Origin of the sequence: Bradyrhizobium sp. AUGA SZCCT0176 (assembly GCF_018130145.1) — a bacterium.
In the GTDB taxonomy this organism is placed as follows: Bacteria; Pseudomonadota; Alphaproteobacteria; order Rhizobiales; family Xanthobacteraceae; genus Bradyrhizobium.
In genome coordinates, this window is record NZ_JAFCMB010000027.1 from 33,927 (window position 1) to 52,334 (window position 18,408).

The following is an 18,408-nucleotide window of genomic DNA, read 5'->3' on the forward strand; positions in this document are numbered from 1 at the left end:
GTTTTAGGCGATCGCGTTCAGATTGCCGCCGACGCCCGGCGCAAGGTTGGCCGTCGAGGGGGTGCCGAGCAGAGTCTGGACCGCGAATTTCTCGGCGTCGTTGTTCTGTTTGATCATCGAGGTCTGAATCTGCTGCTGCAGACCGCCCGCCTGCATGGCGAGCATGCTCGAGACCATAGCCATCATGTCCATACGCACGACTCCCGAAACGCCGGGAGACCCTAGCCGAGGCTGGTTAACGAGAAATTGAGGCTCAGCGCGTCGGGACCGGCTTGTCGCCGCGGTAATCGTAGAAGCCGCGCTGGGTCTTGCGGCCGAGCCAGCCGGCTTCGACGTATTTCACCAAGAGCGGACACGGCCGGTATTTCGAATCCGCCAGCCCCTCATGCAGCACCTGCATGATCGACAGGCAGGTATCGAGGCCGATGAAATCGGCCAGTTCCAGCGGGCCCATCGGATGGTGCGCGCCGAGCTTCATCGCCGCATCGATCGCCTCGACATTGCCGACGCCTTCGTACAGCGTGTAGATCGCCTCGTTGATCATCGGCAGCAGGATGCGGTTGACGATGAAGGCCGGGAAATCCTCGGACACCGCGATCTGCTTGCCGACCTTGGTGACAAAAGCCTTGGCGGTATCGAAGGTCTCGTCATCGGTGGCGATGCCGCGGATCAGTTCGACCAGTTCCATCGCCGGCACCGGATTCATGAAATGAATGCCGATGAATTTCTCGGGACGGTCGGTCGAGGCGGCGAGCCGCGTGATCGAAATCGACGAAGAATTGGTGGCGACAATCGCTTCCGGCTTCAGCACCGCGCAGACGTCGTGGAAGATCTTGCGCTTGACCTCTTCCTTTTCGACCGCGGTCTCGATCACGAGGTCGCAGTCCGAAAGCCCATCGAAGGTTTCGGTCGACGTAATACGGTCCAGCGCCTGCTTGCGCGCGTCCTCGGTGATGACCTTCTTGACCACCTGGCGCGACAGGTTGCCGTTGATGGTCGCCATCGCCGATTTCAGCCGGTCGGCGGAGACATCGTTGAGCACCACGTCCAGGCCGGCCAGCGCCGCCACATGGGCGATGCCATTGCCCATCTGGCCCGAGCCGATCACGCCGACCTTCTTGATTGTCACCGCCATCTTGTCATCCACTCGAACGGCACGCATATCGCGCCAGTTCATCCCGTTAGGCCCCGGTCCGAACCGAGGCTTAAACCTGTTTTCGACGCGTTTTCTTCAAGCGAACCCGGTAGCCACTTCGCTTGAAAACGCTGTCCCTAGATTAACACCGGCCGGAGCTTACGCGTCCGGCCGCTGTTTGACTGCCGTTATTTTCCGAGCTTGCCGAGCGCCTCGGTCAACTCCGGAACCGCCTGGTACAAATCCGCGACCAGGCCGTAATCGGCGACCTGGAAGATCGGCGCGTCCTCATCCTTGTTGATCGCAACGATCACCTTGGAATCCTTCATGCCGGCGAGATGCTGGATCGCGCCGGAGATGCCGATCGCGACATAGAGCTCCGGCGCCACCACCTTGCCGGTCTGGCCGACCTGCCAGTCGTTCGGCGCATAGCCGGCATCGACGGCGGCGCGCGAGGCGCCGACGCCGGCGCCTAACTTGTCGGCGAGCGGCTCGATGTACTTGGCGAAGTTCTCGCGGCTCTGCATGGCGCGGCCGCCGGAGACGATGATTTTCGCGGACGTCAGTTCGGGGCGGTCGCTTTTGGCGACTTCCTCGCCGACGAAGGTGGAGAGGCCCGGATCGGCCGCGGAGGCGGCGTTCTCGATCGCAGCACTGCCGCCGTCACCGGCCGCGGCGAAGGTCGAGGTCCGTACCGTGATGACCTTCTTGGCGTCCTTGGACTTCACGGTCTGGATCGCGTTGCCGGCGTAGATCGGCCGCTCGAACGTGTCGGGTGAAATCACCTTGATGATTTCGGACACCTGCATCACGTCGAGCAAGGCGGCGACGCGCGGCATCACGTTCTTGAAGCGCGAAGTCGCGGGCGCGACGAAGGCGTCATAGGACGGCGCCAGCGCCACGATCAGCGCCGCCAGCGGCTCGGCAAGGTCATGGGCATAGGCGTCGCCCTCGGCAACCAGCACCTTGGTGACGCCGGCCAGCTTCGCCGCCGCCTCGGCCGCCGCCTTGGTGCCCTGGCCGCCACCGGCGACCAGCACGTGAACCTCGGCGCCCAGCTGGGTGGCCGCGGTCAGCGCCTTGTTGGTGGAGTCCTTGAGGGCCTCGTGGTCGTGTTCGGCAATCAACAGCGTGGTCATCAGAGAACCCCGGCTTCGGTCTTGAGCTTGGAAATCAGTTCGGCGACGTCCTTGACCTTGACGCCTCCCTTGCGGCCGGGCGGCTCGGTGGTTTTCAGCACTTCGAGATGCGGCGTGAGATCGACGCTGTAGTCGGCTGCGCTCTTGTCGGCGATCGGCTTCTTCTTCGCCTTCATGATGTTGGGCAGCGAGGCGTAGCGCGGCTCGTTGAGGCGGAGATCGGTGGTGACGATGGCCGGTCCCTTCAGCTTGAGGGTCTGCAGGCCGCCGTCGACTTCGCGCGTCACCTTGAAATCGGAGCCGTCGACTTCGAGCTTGGAGGCAAAGGTCGCCTGCGACCAGCCGAGAAGTGCGGCCAGCATCTGGCCGGTCTGGTTCGAGTCGTCGTCGATCGCCTGCTTGCCGAGGATGACGAGGCCGGGCTTCTCTTCGTCGACGATGGCTTTGAGAATCTTGGCGACCGCCAGCGGTTCGACATTGCCTTCGGCCTTGACCAGGATGCCGCGGTCGGCGCCCATCGCAAGACCGGTCCGGATCGTCTCGGAGGCCTGTGCGGGCCCGATCGATACCACCACCACTTCGGTCGCCTTGCCGGCTTCCTTCAGCCGCAGCGCTTCCTCGACGGCGATTTCGTCGAACGGATTCATCGACATCTTCACGTTGGCGAGTTCCACGCCCGTTCCGTCGCTCTTGACGCGGACCTTGACGTTGTAATCGACCACCCGTTTTACCGGCACAAGAACCTTCATCGATCCTCTTTCGCTTGAATTCTGGGGTTTGGTGAGCTCTCTATTAGCTTGGGCGCGGAACCTAAAGGTCCCGCTATCGGCGGTCAACGCGCGAAAGCCAAAAATCGACCCCTTTGGAAGGCCAGAGCCTGTTCCGTTTCGATTATCGAAACGGGGCTCCGGATTCCTTTTTTTGACGCGTTTTCTGAGCGCGAACCGGGTCCACTTCGCTGGAAAACGCTATGTTTAGCGGTTCTGGCCGGGCACCCACAACACGTCCCCGGCGCCATTATCGTTCATGGCGCGGCTGGCGACGAACAGGAAATCCGACAGGCGGTTCATATATTGTATGGCAGGCTCGCTGACCGGCTCTTCCGGCCTGGCCGCCAGTTCCACCATGATCCGTTCCGCTCTGCGACATATGGTGCGAGCGAGGTGCAGGTATGCCGCAGCGGGGGTGCCGCCGGGCAGCACAAAGGAGGTCAGGGGCGCCAGATGGGCGTTGAGCGTATCGATATCGCGCTCGAGCCGCTCGACCTGGCTGGACAGCATGCGCAGCCGCTCCGCCTTGCCGTCGCGCTGGGGCACCGCGAGATCGGCGCCGAGATCGAACAGGTCGTTCTGGATCAGGCCCAGCATCGCATCGAGTTCGCGCGCCTGCGCCAGATGCAGCCGCACCACGCCGATCGCGGCGTTGGTCTCGTCCACGGTTCCATAGGCGCTGACGCGCAGATCATATTTCGGGCGGCGTTCGCCGCTGCCGAGCGCGGTGGTGCCGTCATCGCCGGTCCGCGTGTAGATTCGATTAAGCACGACCATTGGCGGATCCCCTCTTACTTGCCCTATTTGCCCATCGCCCAGACCACGGCCATCGTGATGACGATGGCGATGAATTGCAGCAGCACCCGCAGCCGCATCAGATTCTGCGAGCGGCTGGGCGAGCCGCCCCGCATCATGTTGATGAGACCCAATAACAACACGATCGCAACAGCAGCGACCGCGATGGGCAGAACAATCGAACCAAAAAAGGATGCCATCGGCGCTACATAACACCGCGCCGGGCCGGCCGCCATACGTTCACAGAGCCTGCACCGATGCCTGATCGATCTGGCTTTTAGCCCAATAATATCAGAAGCTAGGGTGATGTTCGGATCGAACCGTCAATCGCAAGGCCAGGGTGGCATGTGAGGCAGGCCAAGTACGTCTATCACGTCGTGATGGATGCATTTTATACGTTCCTCGCCGATGACGGCTGGGCGATCGCCAGTCATATCGCGCTGTCGACGCTGATGGCGCTGTTTCCGTTCCTGATCGTGCTGACCTCGCTGGCCGCCTTTGTCGGCTCCAAGGAACTTGCCGACCAGTCCGTTGAACTGTTGTTGCAGGTGTGGCCGCAGCAGGTCGCCGATTCGCTTTCAGGCGAAATTCACGACGTGCTGACCACGACCCGCGGCGACCTGCTGACCATCGGCGCGGTGCTGGCGGTGTATTTCGCCTCGAACGGCGTCGAGGCGCTGCGGGTGGCGCTGAACCGCGCCTATTCCGTGATCGAGCCGCGCAGCTGGTACTGGCTGCGGCTGGAATCGATCGGCTACACGCTGGTCGCCGCCTTCACCGCGCTGGCGATGGCGTTCCTGATCGTGCTGTTTCCGTTGATGCTGGAGGCGGCGCGGCGCCACATTCCCTTCTTCGTCGAGACCAACGAGCACTTCCTCAACGTCACCCGCTACAGCGTCACCATCGGCGCGCTGATCATCGCCCTCTTCATCCTGCACGCGTGGCTGCCGGCGGGACGCCGGGGCTTTCTGCAGATCCTGCCCGGTATTATTTTCACTTTGGTTGCGTCGCTGCTGTCGGGCATCGTGTTCGGCCAGTATCTGACGCGCTTCGCCAGCAACTACGTGACGATGTATGCGGGATTGGCATCCGTCATTATCGCGCTTGTGTTCCTGTATTTCATCGCCGCTATCTTCGTTTATGGCGGCGAACTCAACGCAGCGATCATCAAGTCGCGGCTGCCGCACGGCGTGTCGCTTCAAGCAGCGCAGTCGCTAGCGCACGTGGACTGACCGGCTTGACCAGGAAGGCGTCGGCCCCCGCAGCGCGCGAGGCCGCCTCGTCCTCGCCGCGCCCCGACACACAGATGATGGCGATGCGGCCGAACGGCGGATCGAGCGCCCGAATGCGCCGGATAGCCTCGATGCCGTCGATGCCCGGCAGCACCATGTCCATCAGCACCGCGTCGAAACTTCCTTGCGCGATCCGCTCCGGCGCCGCCTCGCCCTGGCCGATGAACTCGGTCTGATGGCCGAGTTCGGTCAGGATGGCGTTGAGCACGACGCGGCCGAACGGATTGTCCTCGACGCTGAGCAGGTGCAAGGGCCGCAGCGCCCCGGTCGACGGCTCGCCGTCGGCCCCCGTCATGATCGTAATCGGGCCCTTGGCCGGCGAAATCACGACGCTGAGCGTGAAGGCGGTGCCGCCGCCGCGCCGCTGCGTCACCACGATGTCGCCGCCCATGGCGCGCGCGAGCTGCTTGACCGACGACAGCCCAAGCCCGGTGCCGCCGAACTTTGAGGCGATCGAGACATTGGCCTGCGAGAACGGGCGGAACAGGCGCTTGATCTCGCTGAGCGTGAGGCCGATGCCGCTGTCGGAGACCGCAAAGGCGACGCCGATTTTGCCCCTGGGCGCGCGCAGCGGCGACACAACAAGCGTGACGCTGCCCTGTTCGGTGAATTTCACCGCATTGTCGATCAGGTTCTCCAGCGCGGCCCGCAGCCGTACGGGATCGCCGACGGCGAATGCCGGCAGCTTTTCAGAGATCTCGACCGACGACTGCAGGCCCTTCGCCGCCGCCCGCCCGGTCAGCGAATCGCCGGCGTTGCGCGCGAGCGTGCGCAGATCGAAGAAATCGTGGCGCACGGTGAGCCCGGGACCGCTGCTGCGCGCGGCATCGACGAACAAGGTCGCAAGGCTCGCCAGGTGTTCCGCGCCGGCCTTGATGGTGTCGATCCAGCGCCGTTCGCGCTCGTCGAGGTCGGAGGTGGCCAAGAGATTGCTGATCGCGAGAATGCCGGTCAGCGGCGTGCGCACCTCGTGGGCAAAGGCCGCCAGCGCCACTTCGACCACGCCGGGCCCGGCCGCCGCTTTCCGCGAACCGCGTTTCTTCGCGGCAACGCGCGATACGCGCTTCTTCTTCGGCTGCCTCTTGGTCAGCCGTGTTGTACGCTGTACGCGCGGTTTTGCCGCCATGGTCCCCCACACCCCGTCCTTGATCAGCATGGCATGCCACGGCGGCCGGAGTCACGAAGGCCTTTGCGGCAGCTCACAGCAGTAGAACTACGGAAGTCCCAGCAGGCGGCGGATGTGGGCAGGCGTGGCGCCCTGCCCACGCAATTCGCGCAAGGCAGTGGCCTTGGTCGACTTCGACAGTTTCTGTCCGGCGTCGTCGAGGACCAGCCGGTGATGCCGGTAGGCCGGTTGCGGAACACCGAGCAGCGATTGCAGCAGCCGGTGCACGCTGGTCGACCAGAACAGGTCGTGGCCGCGCACCACGTCGGTGACGCCCTGCAGGGCGTCGTCGATCACAACAGACAGATGATAGCCGGTCGGCGTCTCCTTTCGCGCCAGGATGACGTCGCCCCAGGCTTCCGGCCGGGCGGCCACGAGCCCGGTTTCGCCGCCAGCGCCCTCGCCGTGCTCGATCCAGGCGAGATCGGGCGCTTGTGCCATGGCCGCCGCCATATCGAGCCGCAACGCGTAAGGCAGCCCCTGTTCGATCAATTGCCGCCGCGCCGGCGCGGAAAACGACTTCGCGGCGCCCGGATAGAGCGGCGCGCCATCGGGATCACGCGGCCAGGACGTTCCGGTTTTCGCGGCGGATTCCCGTTCGGCGACCAGACGGGCGATTTCCGCGCGGCTCTCGAAGGCGGGATAGATCAGGCCGCGGCCTGACAGTTTTTCCACCGCCTCGCGAAAGTCGGAAAGATGTTCGGATTGCCGCCGCACCGGCGCTTCCCAGCCAATGCCGAGCCATTCAAGGTCCTGATAGATCGCGGCCTCGAATTCCGGCCGGCACCGCGCCGCGTCGATATCCTCGATGCGGAGCAGGAATCTTCCACCGCTCGCGCGCGCCAGCTCGAAATTCAACAGCGCCGAAAAAGCGTGGCCGAGATGGAGGTAGCCATTGGGGCTTGGCGCAAATCGGAACACAGGTGACGGCATTGATCTCTTTCGCAGGACATGATGGTTTTAACGGGCAATGACCATTCACCTCAACTCCCAGGCCGACCTCGAAGACGCGATTGCGGCCCTCGTCGTACAGGACAAGCGGCTCAAACCGATTCTCGAACTCACGGGCATGCCGGCGCTGCGCCAGCGCGAGCCGGGCTTTGCCGGGCTGGCGCATATCGTGTGCGGTCAGCAACTCTCCACCGCCAGCGCCGGGGCGATCTGGGGGCGCCTCACCGCCGCGTTCGATCCGTTCGATCCCGAACCCATCCGCAAGGCGCGTGCCGACCGCCTCGGACGGCTCGGCCTTTCGGCGGCCAAGATCAAGACGCTGAAGAACATCGCGCGCGAACTGGCCGCGGAGCGGTTGAACCTCGACGTGCTGGCGGAAGAGGATGCCGACGCCGCGCACCATACGTTGACGGCGCTGCATGGCATCGGCCCATGGACCGCCGACGTCTATTTGCTGTTCTGCCTCGGCCATGGCGACGCCTGGCCGGCCGGCGATATCGCGATCCAGGAAGCGATCAAAATCGGGCTCGGCCTGCAGACGCGTCCGACCGCCAAACAGATGGCGCCGCTGGCCGAACCGTGGCGTCCGATGCGCGGAGCTGCCGCGCATCTGTGGTGGAGCTATTATCGCGTGCTGAAGAAGCGCGAGGGTGTGCTTGCGAAGTAACCTTAGCCGCGCAATCTCACCCGGTCCTCGCGCGCGCATGCCGTGACGAAGTCGATCACCGCGCGCACGGCGGGGAGTTCGACCAGATCCGGATGCGCCAGCAGAAAGAGATCGGCTACGCTGACGAGTTTTTGCGGCGCGACCCGCACCAGATCGGGATCGCCGGCAGCGACGAAGCAGGACAGCGCCGAGATCCCAAGGCCGGCCTTCGCCGCGGCCAGCATGTCGCCCTGCGACGAGCAGCGCAGCACCACCGTTCCCTGCCGGGTGATGAGATCGCTCCAGCGCGCCAGGCGTTCGTTCGAGGCCCGGTCGGCGAAGCCGATGACGCTGTGCCCCTTCCATTCGTCGCGCCGCTCCGGCAGCCGTCGCCGCGCCGCATAGGCGCGCGAGGCGTAGAAGCCGGTGCCGAGCCGGCCGATCCTGCGGCCGATCAAATTCTCTTCGCCGCTGTCCACCGGACGCAGCACGACATCAGCCTCGCGGCGGCGCACGCTGGCCGGAAACGGATGGGTGATGATCTCGATCTGGATGTGGTCGTGCGCGCGCAGGAACGGGCCCAGCCGCGGCATCAGCCAGTGCGAGGCAAAGGTCGCCCCGATCGAGAGCTTGACGACGCCGCGGGCGTCCGCACCGGTCGCCGACACCGCGGCCTCGGCGCGCAACGCCGCCGCCGCCATGGCGTCGACATGCTCACGGAATTTGCGGCCCTGCGAGGTCAGCGACAGGCCTTCGTTGGAGCGCGCGAACAGGGGTATGCCGAGCTGGCCCTCCAGTTCGGCGATCTTGCGGCCGACCGTCGGATGGCTGGAACGGAGCTGGCGCGCCGCCGCGGCGAAGCTGCGGGTTTCGGCCACTGCGACGAAGGTCTTGCACAAGTCCCAGTCCATCGGCGACCCATATGTTCATTACTGAATAGTCAGCTGTTCAATATTGAACGTCGGCGGCGGCCCGTCCAGCCCTATAATGCAGGGCGTAAGCAAGCCGGCTGGAGCGGAACCGTTCGCCGGCCTCAAAACCCAAAGGGAGGATTGAATGCCGTTGCCAGCGTCGCTTGCCAATTCGCTTGAACTGCCGGTGGTTGGCTCGCCACTTTTCATCGTGTCCGGGCCGGAGCTCGTGATCGCCCAGTGCAAGGCCGGGATCGTCGGATCGTTTCCGGCGCTGAACGCGCGGCCGGTCGAAAAGCTCGGCGAATGGCTGAGCCGAATCGAGGACGAACTCGGTGAGTACAAGGCGCTGCACCCGGAGAAGAAGGTCGCGCCCTATGCGGTCAACCAGATCTGCCACGCCTCCAACGACCGGCTGATGAAAGACATGGAAACCTGCGTCAAGCACCAGGTTCCGATCATCATCACCTCGCTGCGGCCGCCGCTGGAGATCGTCGAAGCCGCGCATTCCTATGGCGGTGTCGTGTTCCACGATGTGATCAACGTCAAGCATGCACGCAAGGCTGCCGAACAGGGCGTCGACGGGTTAATTCTGGTTTGCGCCGGCGCCGGCGGGCATGCCGGTACGCTGTCGCCATTCGCGCTGCTGCGCGAGGTCAAGCAATGGTTCAAGGGCACCATCCTGCTGTCGGGCGCGATCTCCGACGGCTGGAGCATTGCCTCCGCGCTCGCGCTCGGCGCCGACCTCGCCTACATGGGCACCCGCTTCATCGCCACCGAAGAGGCCAATGCCGACCTCGCCTACAAGAAGGCGCTGACCGAGCACGCCGCCCATGACATCGTCTATTCGAACCTGTTCACCGGCGTGCACGGCAATTATCTCGGCCCCTCGATCGTGGCCGCGGGCCTCGATCCCGACAATCTGCCGGTCGCCGACAAGACCAAGATGAATTTCGGCTCCGGCGGCAACACCAAGTCCAAGGCGTGGCGCGACATCTGGGGCTCGGGCCAGGGCATCGGCCAGATCAATGATGCGCCGCCGGTCGCCGAACTCGTCGCGCGCCTGAAAGCCGAATTCGACGACGCCGGCAGCGACTTTCTGAGGCGGGCGCGCGCTTAGGCGGCGCGCCCCCGGCTTCGACAACAATCAAAACAGAGGGATGGGAACGATGAGCGTGTCACGCACTGCATTGAGCATTGTGTTCGCAATGTTGGCGACCGCAGCCGTCGCCGCCGACGACAAGGGCGAAATCCGTATCGGCCAGACGCTGCCCTATAGCGGGCCGGTGTCCGGCTTCGGCGTCATCGGCCGGGCGCAGGAGGCCTATTTCGAGAAGGTCAACGCGGACGGCGGCATCAACGGCCGTAAGGTCAAGTTCATCACCCTCGACGACGCCTACTCGCCGCCCAAGACGGTGGAGCAGACCCGCAAGCTGGTCGAGCAGGAAGAAGTGCTTGTCATGTTCGGCTCGCTGGGTACCGCGACCAACAACGCCGTGCATCGCTACCTCAACAGCAAAAAGGTGCCGCAGCTGTTCGTGCTGAGCGGCGCCACCAAATGGGCCGACCCGAAGAATTACCCGTGGACCATGCCGGGCATGGCGACCTATCAATCCGAGGGCGTCGTCTATGCCAAGTACATATTGCAAGCCAAGCCGGACGCGAAGATCGCCATCCTGGCGCAGAACGACGATTTCGGCCGCGACTATGTCGCCGGCTTCAAGCGCGCGCTGGGAGACAAAGCCGCGACCATGATCGTCTCCGAGGCGAGCTATGAGACCAGCGCGCCGACCATCAGTTCGCAGCTCGCGACGCTGAAGGCCTCCGGCGCCAACGTGATGTTCGGCGTCGTGCTCGGGAAATTCACCTCGCAGATGATCAAGGGCGTCGCCGAACTGAGCTGGAAGCCCGACCTGTTCTTTGTGCCGACATCGGCGTCATCGATCTCGTTCCTGGAGCCCGGCGGACTGGAAAACGCGGTCGGGCTGATTTCGTCGAGCAACCAGAAGGACACGATGGACGCTCAATGGGCCAATGACGCCGGCGTGAAAGAGTATTTCGCGTTCATGAAACAGTACTTGCCCAATGCCGATCTCAACAATTCGAACTACGCGGCGGGCTACCATTATGCCAACCTGATGACGAAGGTGCTCGCTGCGTGCAAGGACGATTTCAGCCGCGAGAACGTCATGCGCCAGGCAGCTTCACTGCGCCAGGTTTCGCTGCCGCTGCTGTTGCCTGATATAACCGTGTCGACCGATGCCGAGGATTATCTGCCGTTCCAGCAATTGCGACTGCGGCGCTTCGACGGCAAGAGCTGGGTCGGCTTTGGTGAAATTCTGGACGACCGATAGGGAGCACGCAACGTGATCATCGGCGGCGAACGTTCCATCAGCTACCCCCAGATCTACGACCGCATCGCACGCGCGGCGACGGGATTTCAAAGCCTCGGCCTTGGCGGCGGCACGCCGGTCGCCATGATGCTGCGCAATGATTTTGCGTTGTTCGAGGTTACCGGCGCAGCCGCAGCGCTTGGCAGCCCGGTGGTTCCGATCAACTGGCACCTGAAGGCCGAGGAGGTCGCCTATATCCTGGCCGACAGCGGCGCCGAGATTCTGGTCTGCCACGCGGACCTGTTGCCGCAGATCAGGGACGGGCTATCAGCCCATATCAAGCTGTTGATCGTGACCACACCGCCGGAAATCGCCGCGGCGTTCAATGTTCCGCCCGCGCTGACGCAAATCCCTGGTGGCATGACCGACTGGGACGTCTGGCGCGACACCCATGCGCCATCGCAGGAGTCGCCGATCGGCAGCGCGCCGATGTTCTATACGTCGGGCACCACGGGCCTGCCCAAGGGCGTGCGGCGCAAGCCGATGAAGCCGGAACAGCAAGCGGCCTCGGCGCGCGTGGGCACCATCGCCTACGGCATCAAGGCCGATGACGATCAGATCGTCCTGATGAACGGCCCGATGTACCATTCGGCGCCAAGCTCCTACGGCATGCTGGCGTTTCGCAACGGCTGCCGCATCGTGCTCGAACCGCGCTTCGACCCCGAGGACATGCTGCAACTGATCGCGCGCCATCGCGTCACCCACATGCATATGGTGCCGACCATGTTCGTGCGGCTGCTGCGCCTGCCGGACGAGGTGAAACAACGTTACGACCTGTCGTCGCTGCGCTTCGTCGTCCATGGCGCGGCCCCCTGCCCGCCGCAGGTCAAGCGCGCCATGATCGACTGGTGGGGACCGGTCATCAACGAATATTTCGGCTCGACCGAAACCGGAATCCCGGTGTGGCACTCGGCCGAGGAGGCGCTGGCCAAACCCGGCACCGTCGGCCGAGCGATCGAGGGCGGCGTCGTCAAGATCTTCCGCCCCGACGGCGAGCTGTGCGGCGTCAATGAGCCCGGCGAACTCTTCATGCGGCAGGTGTCGGTGCCGGATTTCGATTACCACGGCAAGGCCGAGGCGCGCGCCGAGGCCGGCCGCGACGGCCTCGTCAGCGTCGGTGACGTCGGCTATCTCGACGAGGACGGTTATTTGTTCCTGTGCGATCGCAAACGCGACATGGTGATATCAGGCGGCGTCAACATCTATCCCGCCGAAATCGAGAACGCGCTGATCGGCATGGACGGCGTGCGCGACTGCGCGGTGTTCGGCATTCCCGACGACGAATTCGGCGAACGGCTGTTTGCCTGCATCGAGCCTGACACCAACGCCGCGCTGTCGCCGGCGGCGGTGCAGGAATTCCTGCGCACCCGCCTCGCCAACTTCAAGGTGCCAAAGGACATCCAGTTCATGGACGCGATGCCGCGCGAAGCCACCGGCAAGATCTTTAAACGCAAGCTGCGCGATCTCCACGCCGAGGGCGTGCTGCGGGCGATCGCGTGATCCGCCTGTCCGTGATTGCGAGGAGCGAAGCGACGAAGCAATCCATCTATCCCCGGGCGGAAAGGTGGATTGCTTCGCTTCGCTCGCAATGACGGGGATGCATTTCGACGCTTGATCCGAACGATGTTTTAAACATCATTGCTGTTTGCAAAACGTTCATCGTTGGGCGCAAAGATCACCGCACGTCACAAGCAGGGATCGAGCACATGCACGCCACCGACTTCATCGTCGCCCGCAACGATCTGCAGCAATGCAAATCGATCGAAACGCAACTGCCGGACGCAGCCGCGTTGCCGGCCGACGCGCTGCTGGTCAAGATCACCCGCTTCGCCTTCACCGCCAACAACGTCACCTATGCCGTGATGGGCGATGCGTTGAAATACTGGCAGCTGTTTCCGGCACCAAAGGATTTCGGCAACATTCCGGTGTGGGGATTTGGCGAGGTGATCGCCTCGAAGCATCCGAACGTCGCCGTGGGCGAAACCCTGTTCGGCTACTTCCCGATGGCGACGCATCTCGTGATCGAGGCCGCCGACGTCAGCAAGCGGGGCTTGCGCGACGGTGCCGCGCACCGGCAGGGCGTGGCGCCGGTCTACAACGCCTATGCCCGTGTCAGCGGCGATCCGGCGTTCACCGGCAAGCAGGGCGACTATCAGGCACTGCTGCGGCCGCTGTTCATGCTGTCGTTCCTGGTCGACGACTTCCTCGCCGAAAATGATTTCTATGGCGCGCGCCGCGTAATGCTGTCGTCGGCCTCCAGCAAGACCGCGTACGGCCTGGCGCATCTCGTGCACGGGCGTGACGGCATCAAGGTGATCGGGCTGACCTCGGCTCCGAACGTCGCATTCGTCAAATCGCTCGGCTGCTACGACGAAGTCGTGACCTACGACGCGGTGACATCGCTTCCTGCGGATTCGCCGGTCGCTTATGTCGACATGGCCGGGAGCAGCGAGCTGCGTGAAAGGCTGCACCGGCATTTCGGCGACCAGATGAAATATTCCGGACGCGTCGGCCTCACCCACCGCAGCACGTCGCCCGAAGAGCCGGAATTGCCGGGCGCCAAGCCGAGCTGGTTCTTTGCGCCGGACCATATCCGCAAGCGCGCCAAGGAATGGGGACCGGGCGGCGTCGATACGCGCTTTGGTGCAGCGTGGGCCGGCTTCGCGCCGAAACTCGATCAATGGCTCACCGTGACCGAAGGCCGCGGACCGGCGGCGGTGCAACAGGTCTATCTCGACACCCTCAACGGCCGCGTGCCGCCGGACCAGGGGCATATCCTGTCGATTTAGAGATATCCGCTATCTCGTCACGCTCTTTCTGCAGCCTCCCGAATGGGTATAGGCTCGCGGGAACAGGGATAACGCCGCATAGACGGCCGGTGACGAGAAACGCGCATGCTCGACAAGACGGACGATATTTCGGTAGCCGCCGACAACTGGCTGGCGCAGTTCGAAGAGGCGCTGGCGAAATCCGATAGCGGCCTGCTGAAGGCGCTGTTTCATGCCGACAGCCATTGGCGCGACGTGCTGGCGTTGAGCTGGAACATCCAGACCGTCAACGGCGCGGACGCGATCCTGAAAGAGCTGAGCGTGCACGCGCCGGCCGCTGGCCCTGTTGGATTTGCGGTCGATCCCAACCGCGCCGCCCCGCGCAAGGTGATGCGCGCGGGCACCAACGCGATCGAGGCGATCTTCAAGTTCGAGACCAAAGTCGGACGCGGCAGCGGCATCATCCGGCTGATCCCGGATGCCGCCAACGTTCTGAAGGCCTGGACGCTGCTGACCGAACTCGGCGAGCTCAAGGGCTTTGAGGAGCAGATCGGCGTCGCGCGGCCGCGCGGCAACGCTTATTCGCGCGATTTCCGCGGCCCCAACTGGCTCGATCTGCGCAAGGCTTCTTCCGGCTATGCCGAGCATGATCCGACCGTGCTGGTGATCGGCGGCGGACAATCCGGCCTCTCGATCGCGGCGCGGCTGAAGCAATTGAATGTCGATACGCTGATCGTCGATCGCGAGAAGCGCATCGGCGACAACTGGCGCAAGCGCTACCACGCGCTGACGCTGCACAACCAGGTGCAGGTCAACCACCTGCCCTACATGTACTTCCCGCCGAACTGGCCGACTTACATTCCGAAGGACAAGCTCGCCAACTGGTTCGAGGCCTATGTCGAAGCCATGGAGCTGAACTTCTGGACCGAGACCGAGTTCGAGGGCGGCAGCTACGACGAGACGGCGCAACGCTGGACCGTGACGCTGCGGCGCGCCGACGGCAGCACGCGCACCATGCATCCGCGCCATGTCGTGCTGGCGACCGGCGTCAGCGGCATTCCGAGCCGGCCCGAGATTGCCGGTCTGAGGGATTTTCGCGGCACTGTGATGCATTCCAGCCAGTACGACGACGGCGAGAACTGGAAGGGCAAGCGCGCGATCGTGATCGGCACCGGCAATAGCGGCCACGACATCGCGCAGGATCTGCATTCCAGCGGCGCCGAGGTGACGCTGTTTCAGCGCTCATCGACGCTGGTCGTCAGCATCGAGCCCTCGGCGCAGCTGGTGTACGCGCCCTACAATGAGGGCACGCTCGAGGACAACGATCTGATCGCGACCTCGATGCCGCTGAAGGTGGCGCGGAGGAGCCACGCGCTGACCACGGAGAAATCAAAGGAGCTCGACAAGGAGCTGCTGGAGGGGCTGGCGCGCGCGGGCTTCAAGCTCGATTTCGGCGAGGATAACACCGGCTGGCAGTTCAAATACCTCACCCGCGGCGGCGGTTATTATTTCAACGTCGGCTGCTCCGATTTGATCGTCAAAGGCGACATCGCTCTGAAGCAATTCGCCGACGTCGAAGGCTTTGTCACCGATGGCGCTGACATGAAGGACGGCGAGACCATCGCCGCCGATCTCGTCGTGCTGGCGACCGGCTACAAGCGGCAGGAAGAGCTGGTGCGGCTATTGTTCGGCGAACCCGTCATGAACCGCGTCGGCACCATCTGGGGCTTTGGCGACGGCCAGGAACTGCGCAACATGTACACCCGCACCGGCCAGCCAGGCCTGTGGTTCATCGCTGGCGGCCTCGCGCAATGCCGCATCGGATCGAAACATCTGGCGCTGCAGATCAAGGCGATCGAGGAAGGGTTGCTGCCGCGCGGTGCCAAGCCGGCGGCGGCCAGCGCGTGAATCCATCAACCAAACCAACGCCGTCATTCCGTGGCGTGCGAAGCACGAACTACGATGTGCAATTGCACATCGGAGAATCTCGAGATTCCGGGTCTGGTCCTTCGGACCATCCCGGAATGACAGCAACAATGGGGGAATAAACATGCCATCCATTCTGGGCTCGGGCGAACACCGTTATCGCGTGGTGGAGAACTGGGCGAAGCTGCCCGATGGCTGGAGCCTCTCCGACGTCGCTTCCGTCGCGGTCGACAGCCGCGACCGCATCTACGTCTTCAACCGCGGTGCCCACCCGATGGTGGTGCTGGACCGCGAGGGGAATTTCCTCAGGAGTTGGGGCGAAGGGCTGTTCAACCGCGCCCATGGGCTGCACATCGACGCCGACGACAATCTCTATTGCACCGATGACGGCGACCACACCGTGCGCAAGTGCTCGGTCGACGGCAAGGTGCTGCTGACGATCGGCATCCCGAACCGGCCAAAGCCGTATATGAGCGGCGAGCCGTTCCACCGCTGCACCCATACTGCGCTGTCGCCGAAGGGCGAGATCTATGTCTCTGATGGTTACGGCAATGCCTGCGTCCACAAATACACACCCGACGGCAAGCTGCTGAAGAGCTGGGGCGAGCCGGGCTCCGATCCCGGCCAGTTCAACATCGTCCACAACATCGCAACCGACGTGGACGGCTTCGTCTACGTCGCCGACCGCGAAAACCACCGCGTGCAAGTGTTCGACGGCAACGGCAAATACGAGACCCAGTGGAACAATTTGCACCGGCCCTGCGCGCTGCATTGCTGCGGCGGCAAGCATCCCACCTTCATTGTCGGCGAGCTCGGCCCCGGCATGCCGGTCAACCTCAAGGTACCGAATCTCGGGCCGCGACTCTCCATCGTCGACGCCAAGGGCCAGCGGATCGCCCGGCTCGGCGGCGAGGACGGCCCGGGGATCGAGACCGGCAAATTCCTCGCCCCCCACGGCCTGGCGCTGGATTCCAGGGGCGACATCTATGTCGGCGAGGTCGGCGTCACCAACTGGAAGACCAGCTTTCCGGACACGCCGATGCCGTCAGAGGTCGGCGTCGGCCGCTGCCTGCAGAAGCTGGAGAAGGTGTAGGACCGGCCGCGCGGCTCGAGGCTGGCACGCCCGATCACGATGGATTGACCGCCGATGCCTGCCCCTGGAGATGCCTTGGAGGCCCGCGGAATCGTGGCGATTCGTGGGCGGCATATGCTGGATAAGGCCCGGAACGCTCTTCACAATCCCGTCACGCTGCCTGTAGTATGCAGGGCGCATGCTGCTTCGCAGCTAACATGGGAGTCAGGAGCGTTTCTTGAACGCACACGTCTCGCAAGGCGGTTGGCCGGTATTGGTGCTGAACGCGGATTTCCGGCCGCTGAGTTACTACCCGCTGTCTCTCTGGTCGTGGCAGGACGCGATCAAGGCGGTGTTCCTCGACCGCGTCAACATCGTCGAGCATTACGACCGCGCGGTGCACAGCCCGAGCTTCGAGATCCAGCTGCCGAGCGTGGTGTCGCTCAAATCCTTCGTCAAGCCGACCACGCATCCCGCCTTCACCCGGTTCAACGTCTTCCTGCGCGACCGGTTCTGCTGCCAATATTGCCTGGCGCATGACGACCTCACCTTCGATCACATCATCCCGCGCAGCAAGGGCGGCCAGACCACCTGGGAGAACGTCGTCGCGGCCTGCTCGCCGTGCAATCTGCGCAAGGGCAATTTGACGCCGCAGCAGGCGCGGATGTTCCCAAGGCAACACCCGTTCGCACCGACCGTGCATCAACTGCACCGCAACGGGCGCCTGTTCCCGCCGAACTATCTGCACGATAGCTGGCTCGACTATTTGTATTGGGACACCGAGCTCGATCCGTAGAGCCGGGGACGCTGTTATCGCGGGAATCAAATGAGTGCCACGCTTTCCGGCGCTGTGAGTTTCCGATAATTCAATCTGAGATAAGCGGGTACGCCGCGGCCTGGCTTTCCCATGCCCCTTACGAGTTCGATCACGCCCTACGATCCCGAGTGGCCGCAACGGTATGCGGAGGAAGCCGAGCGATTGTCTCCTACCTTCGGATCGGCATTGCAGGAGATCCATCACGTCGGCAGCACAGCCGTGTCGGGATTGGCGGCGAAACCTGAGATCGACATCCTGGCCGTGGTCACATCCGGCAGCGTTCCCGAGGAGTGGACCCGGGCATTTGAAGCGCTTGGCTACCGGCGCGGCGGCGACCTTTCGCAAGGCCACCATTTCTTCAAGCGGGATGTCGGCGGCGTCCGCACGCACAAGCTCCACGTTTGCCGCGAAGGCCATCCGGCCATCGCGCGAATGCTCAAATTCCGAGACCATCTTCGCCGGCATCCGGCCGATCGGTTGAGGTATCAGGAACTGAAGCTCGCCCTCGAACGCGAAAATGCCGACGGCATTCACAAGTATCTTGCGGACAAGGCGCCGTTTATCAACTCCCTTCTCGCCGGCCTCGAGTGAGAACCTGCGCTAGCGCACCAGGCCGACTGGTGGCCGG

General features: G+C 63.8%; 19 protein-coding genes. 10 read left to right on the forward strand and 9 right to left on the reverse strand.

Annotated elements, in window-relative coordinates; genetic code table 11:
* Window positions 1–3: 3 nt before the first annotated feature.
* The 6 genes from JQ600_RS33190 to JQ600_RS33215 all read right to left on the reverse strand — a co-directional run bounded on the left by JQ600_RS33190 (window position 4) and on the right by JQ600_RS33215 (window position 4,039).
* The gene (locus tag JQ600_RS33190; protein ID WP_212269601.1) at window positions 4–192 is read right to left on the reverse strand and encodes a hypothetical protein; all 189 of its coding nucleotides are present in this window, start codon (window positions 190–192) and stop codon (window positions 4–6) included.
* A 61-nt stretch (window positions 193–253) separates the two neighbouring features.
* Entirely contained in the window at window positions 254–1,135 is an 882-nt protein-coding gene (locus JQ600_RS33195) for a 3-hydroxybutyryl-CoA dehydrogenase (RefSeq protein WP_212392314.1), read from the reverse strand.
* Window positions 1,136–1,323: 188 nt separating this feature from the next.
* The gene (locus tag JQ600_RS33200; RefSeq protein WP_212269602.1) at window positions 1,324–2,274 is read right to left on the reverse strand and encodes an electron transfer flavoprotein subunit alpha/FixB family protein; all 951 of its coding nucleotides are present in this window, start codon (window positions 2,272–2,274) and stop codon (window positions 1,324–1,326) included.
* Window positions 2,274–3,023, reverse strand: coding sequence for an electron transfer flavoprotein subunit beta/FixA family protein (locus tag JQ600_RS33205; protein WP_192738320.1), 750 nt, complete (start codon window positions 3,021–3,023; stop codon window positions 2,274–2,276). The genes JQ600_RS33200 and JQ600_RS33205 overlap by 1 nt, the downstream gene beginning before the upstream one ends.
* Window positions 3,024–3,248: 225 nt before the next feature.
* Window positions 3,249–3,821 (reverse strand): cob(I)yrinic acid a,c-diamide adenosyltransferase, encoded by a 573-nt coding sequence (locus JQ600_RS33210; protein WP_212269603.1) that lies wholly within the window; start codon window positions 3,819–3,821, stop codon window positions 3,249–3,251.
* A 23-nt stretch (window positions 3,822–3,844) separates the two neighbouring features.
* Window positions 3,845–4,039: a twin transmembrane helix small protein gene (locus JQ600_RS33215; RefSeq protein WP_192738322.1), complete on the reverse strand. Its 195-nt coding sequence runs from the start codon at window positions 4,037–4,039 to the stop codon at window positions 3,845–3,847.
* A gap of 180 nt (window positions 4,040–4,219) precedes the next feature.
* Between JQ600_RS33215 and JQ600_RS33220 the strand changes: the two genes are divergently transcribed.
* On the forward strand, window positions 4,220–5,071 hold the full coding sequence (locus tag JQ600_RS33220; protein WP_212269618.1) for a YihY/virulence factor BrkB family protein: 852 nt from the start codon (window positions 4,220–4,222) through the stop codon (window positions 5,069–5,071).
* On the opposite strand, the gene JQ600_RS33225 is transcribed toward JQ600_RS33220, so the two are convergent.
* Both JQ600_RS33225 and gluQRS read right to left on the reverse strand, forming a co-directional pair.
* Entirely contained in the window at window positions 5,007–6,257 is a 1,251-nt protein-coding gene (locus tag JQ600_RS33225) for an ATP-binding protein (RefSeq protein ID WP_212392160.1), read from the reverse strand. The two genes, JQ600_RS33220 and JQ600_RS33225, sit on opposite strands and share 65 nt — an antisense overlap.
* 87 nt (window positions 6,258–6,344) lie before the next feature.
* Complete coding sequence (gluQRS, locus tag JQ600_RS33230; RefSeq protein ID WP_212392133.1) at window positions 6,345–7,229, reverse strand: tRNA glutamyl-Q(34) synthetase GluQRS; 885 nt, start codon at window positions 7,227–7,229, stop codon at window positions 6,345–6,347.
* A gap of 37 nt (window positions 7,230–7,266) precedes the next feature.
* Between gluQRS and JQ600_RS33235 the strand changes: the two genes are divergently transcribed.
* Entirely contained in the window at window positions 7,267–7,914 is a 648-nt protein-coding gene (locus tag JQ600_RS33235) for a DNA-3-methyladenine glycosylase (protein WP_212392134.1), read from the forward strand.
* A gap of 2 nt (window positions 7,915–7,916) precedes the next feature.
* Here the strand turns inward: JQ600_RS33235 and JQ600_RS33240 are convergent, their stop codons facing one another.
* Window positions 7,917–8,804, reverse strand: coding sequence for a LysR family transcriptional regulator (locus tag JQ600_RS33240; RefSeq protein WP_212392135.1), 888 nt, complete (start codon window positions 8,802–8,804; stop codon window positions 7,917–7,919).
* Window positions 8,805–8,949: 145 nt separating this feature from the next.
* Between JQ600_RS33240 and JQ600_RS33245 the strand changes: the two genes are divergently transcribed.
* From JQ600_RS33245 to JQ600_RS33280, 8 genes are all read left to right on the forward strand, one after another.
* A complete protein-coding gene (locus tag JQ600_RS33245; protein ID WP_212392136.1) occupies window positions 8,950–9,924 on the forward strand; it encodes a nitronate monooxygenase family protein in 975 nt (324 codons plus the stop codon).
* A gap of 88 nt (window positions 9,925–10,012) precedes the next feature.
* The gene (locus tag JQ600_RS33250) at window positions 10,013–11,158 is read left to right on the forward strand and encodes an ABC transporter substrate-binding protein (RefSeq protein ID WP_249133266.1); all 1,146 of its coding nucleotides are present in this window, start codon (window positions 10,013–10,015) and stop codon (window positions 11,156–11,158) included.
* Between the two features lie 12 nt (window positions 11,159–11,170).
* Window positions 11,171–12,697: an acyl-CoA synthetase gene (locus JQ600_RS33255; RefSeq protein WP_212490312.1), complete on the forward strand. Its 1,527-nt coding sequence runs from the start codon at window positions 11,171–11,173 to the stop codon at window positions 12,695–12,697.
* Window positions 12,698–12,903: 206 nt separating this feature from the next.
* Window positions 12,904–13,986 (forward strand): DUF2855 family protein, encoded by a 1,083-nt coding sequence (locus tag JQ600_RS33260; RefSeq protein ID WP_212392139.1) that lies wholly within the window; start codon window positions 12,904–12,906, stop codon window positions 13,984–13,986.
* A gap of 105 nt (window positions 13,987–14,091) precedes the next feature.
* On the forward strand, window positions 14,092–15,873 hold the full coding sequence (locus tag JQ600_RS33265) for an NAD(P)/FAD-dependent oxidoreductase (RefSeq protein ID WP_212392140.1): 1,782 nt from the start codon (window positions 14,092–14,094) through the stop codon (window positions 15,871–15,873).
* Window positions 15,874–16,015: 142 nt separating this feature from the next.
* The gene (locus tag JQ600_RS33270; protein WP_212392141.1) at window positions 16,016–16,984 is read left to right on the forward strand and encodes a peptidyl-alpha-hydroxyglycine alpha-amidating lyase family protein; all 969 of its coding nucleotides are present in this window, start codon (window positions 16,016–16,018) and stop codon (window positions 16,982–16,984) included.
* 217 nt (window positions 16,985–17,201) lie between these two features.
* Window positions 17,202–17,759 carry an HNH endonuclease gene (locus JQ600_RS33275; protein WP_192738334.1) on the forward strand — a complete coding sequence of 186 codons (558 nt, stop codon included), beginning with the start codon at window positions 17,202–17,204 and terminating at the stop codon, window positions 17,757–17,759.
* Window positions 17,760–17,870: 111 nt separating this feature from the next.
* Window positions 17,871–18,371, forward strand: a complete 501-nt coding sequence (locus tag JQ600_RS33280; protein WP_212392142.1) for a GrpB family protein — start codon at window positions 17,871–17,873, stop codon at window positions 18,369–18,371.
* Window positions 18,372–18,408: the final 37 nt, after the last annotated feature.

What these genes read in the sequence shown, in the direction of transcription:
- JQ600_RS33280 (WP_212392142.1), top strand. Translation starts at nt 17,871, where the DNA reads ATGCCCCTTACGAGTTCGATCACGCCCTACGATCCCGAGTGGCCGCAA.
- JQ600_RS33215 (WP_192738322.1), bottom strand. Translation starts at nt 4,039, where the DNA reads ATGGCATCCTTTTTTGGTTCGATTGTTCTGCCCATCGCGGTCGCTGCT.
- JQ600_RS33225 (WP_212392160.1), bottom strand. Translation starts at nt 6,257, where the DNA reads ATGGCGGCAAAACCGCGCGTACAGCGTACAACACGGCTGACCAAGAGG.
- gluQRS (WP_212392133.1), bottom strand. Translation starts at nt 7,229, where the DNA reads ATGCCGTCACCTGTGTTCCGATTTGCGCCAAGCCCCAATGGCTACCTC.
- JQ600_RS33245 (WP_212392136.1), top strand. Translation starts at nt 8,950, where the DNA reads ATGCCGTTGCCAGCGTCGCTTGCCAATTCGCTTGAACTGCCGGTGGTT.
- JQ600_RS33270 (WP_212392141.1), top strand. Translation starts at nt 16,016, where the DNA reads ATGCCATCCATTCTGGGCTCGGGCGAACACCGTTATCGCGTGGTGGAG.
- JQ600_RS33220 (WP_212269618.1), top strand. Translation starts at nt 4,220, where the DNA reads ATGGATGCATTTTATACGTTCCTCGCCGATGACGGCTGGGCGATCGCC.
- JQ600_RS33240 (WP_212392135.1), bottom strand. Translation starts at nt 8,804, where the DNA reads ATGGACTGGGACTTGTGCAAGACCTTCGTCGCAGTGGCCGAAACCCGC.
- JQ600_RS33265 (WP_212392140.1), top strand. Translation starts at nt 14,092, where the DNA reads ATGCTCGACAAGACGGACGATATTTCGGTAGCCGCCGACAACTGGCTG.
- JQ600_RS33200 (WP_212269602.1), bottom strand. Translation starts at nt 2,274, where the DNA reads ATGACCACGCTGTTGATTGCCGAACACGACCACGAGGCCCTCAAGGAC.
- JQ600_RS33250 (WP_249133266.1), top strand. Translation starts at nt 10,013, where the DNA reads ATGTTGGCGACCGCAGCCGTCGCCGCCGACGACAAGGGCGAAATCCGT.
- JQ600_RS33190 (WP_212269601.1), bottom strand. Translation starts at nt 192, where the DNA reads ATGGACATGATGGCTATGGTCTCGAGCATGCTCGCCATGCAGGCGGGC.
- JQ600_RS33195 (WP_212392314.1), bottom strand. Translation starts at nt 1,135, where the DNA reads ATGGCGGTGACAATCAAGAAGGTCGGCGTGATCGGCTCGGGCCAGATG.
- JQ600_RS33260 (WP_212392139.1), top strand. Translation starts at nt 12,904, where the DNA reads ATGCACGCCACCGACTTCATCGTCGCCCGCAACGATCTGCAGCAATGC.
- JQ600_RS33205 (WP_192738320.1), bottom strand. Translation starts at nt 3,023, where the DNA reads ATGAAGGTTCTTGTGCCGGTAAAACGGGTGGTCGATTACAACGTCAAG.
- JQ600_RS33210 (WP_212269603.1), bottom strand. Translation starts at nt 3,821, where the DNA reads ATGGTCGTGCTTAATCGAATCTACACGCGGACCGGCGATGACGGCACC.
- JQ600_RS33235 (WP_212392134.1), top strand. Translation starts at nt 7,267, where the DNA reads ATGACCATTCACCTCAACTCCCAGGCCGACCTCGAAGACGCGATTGCG.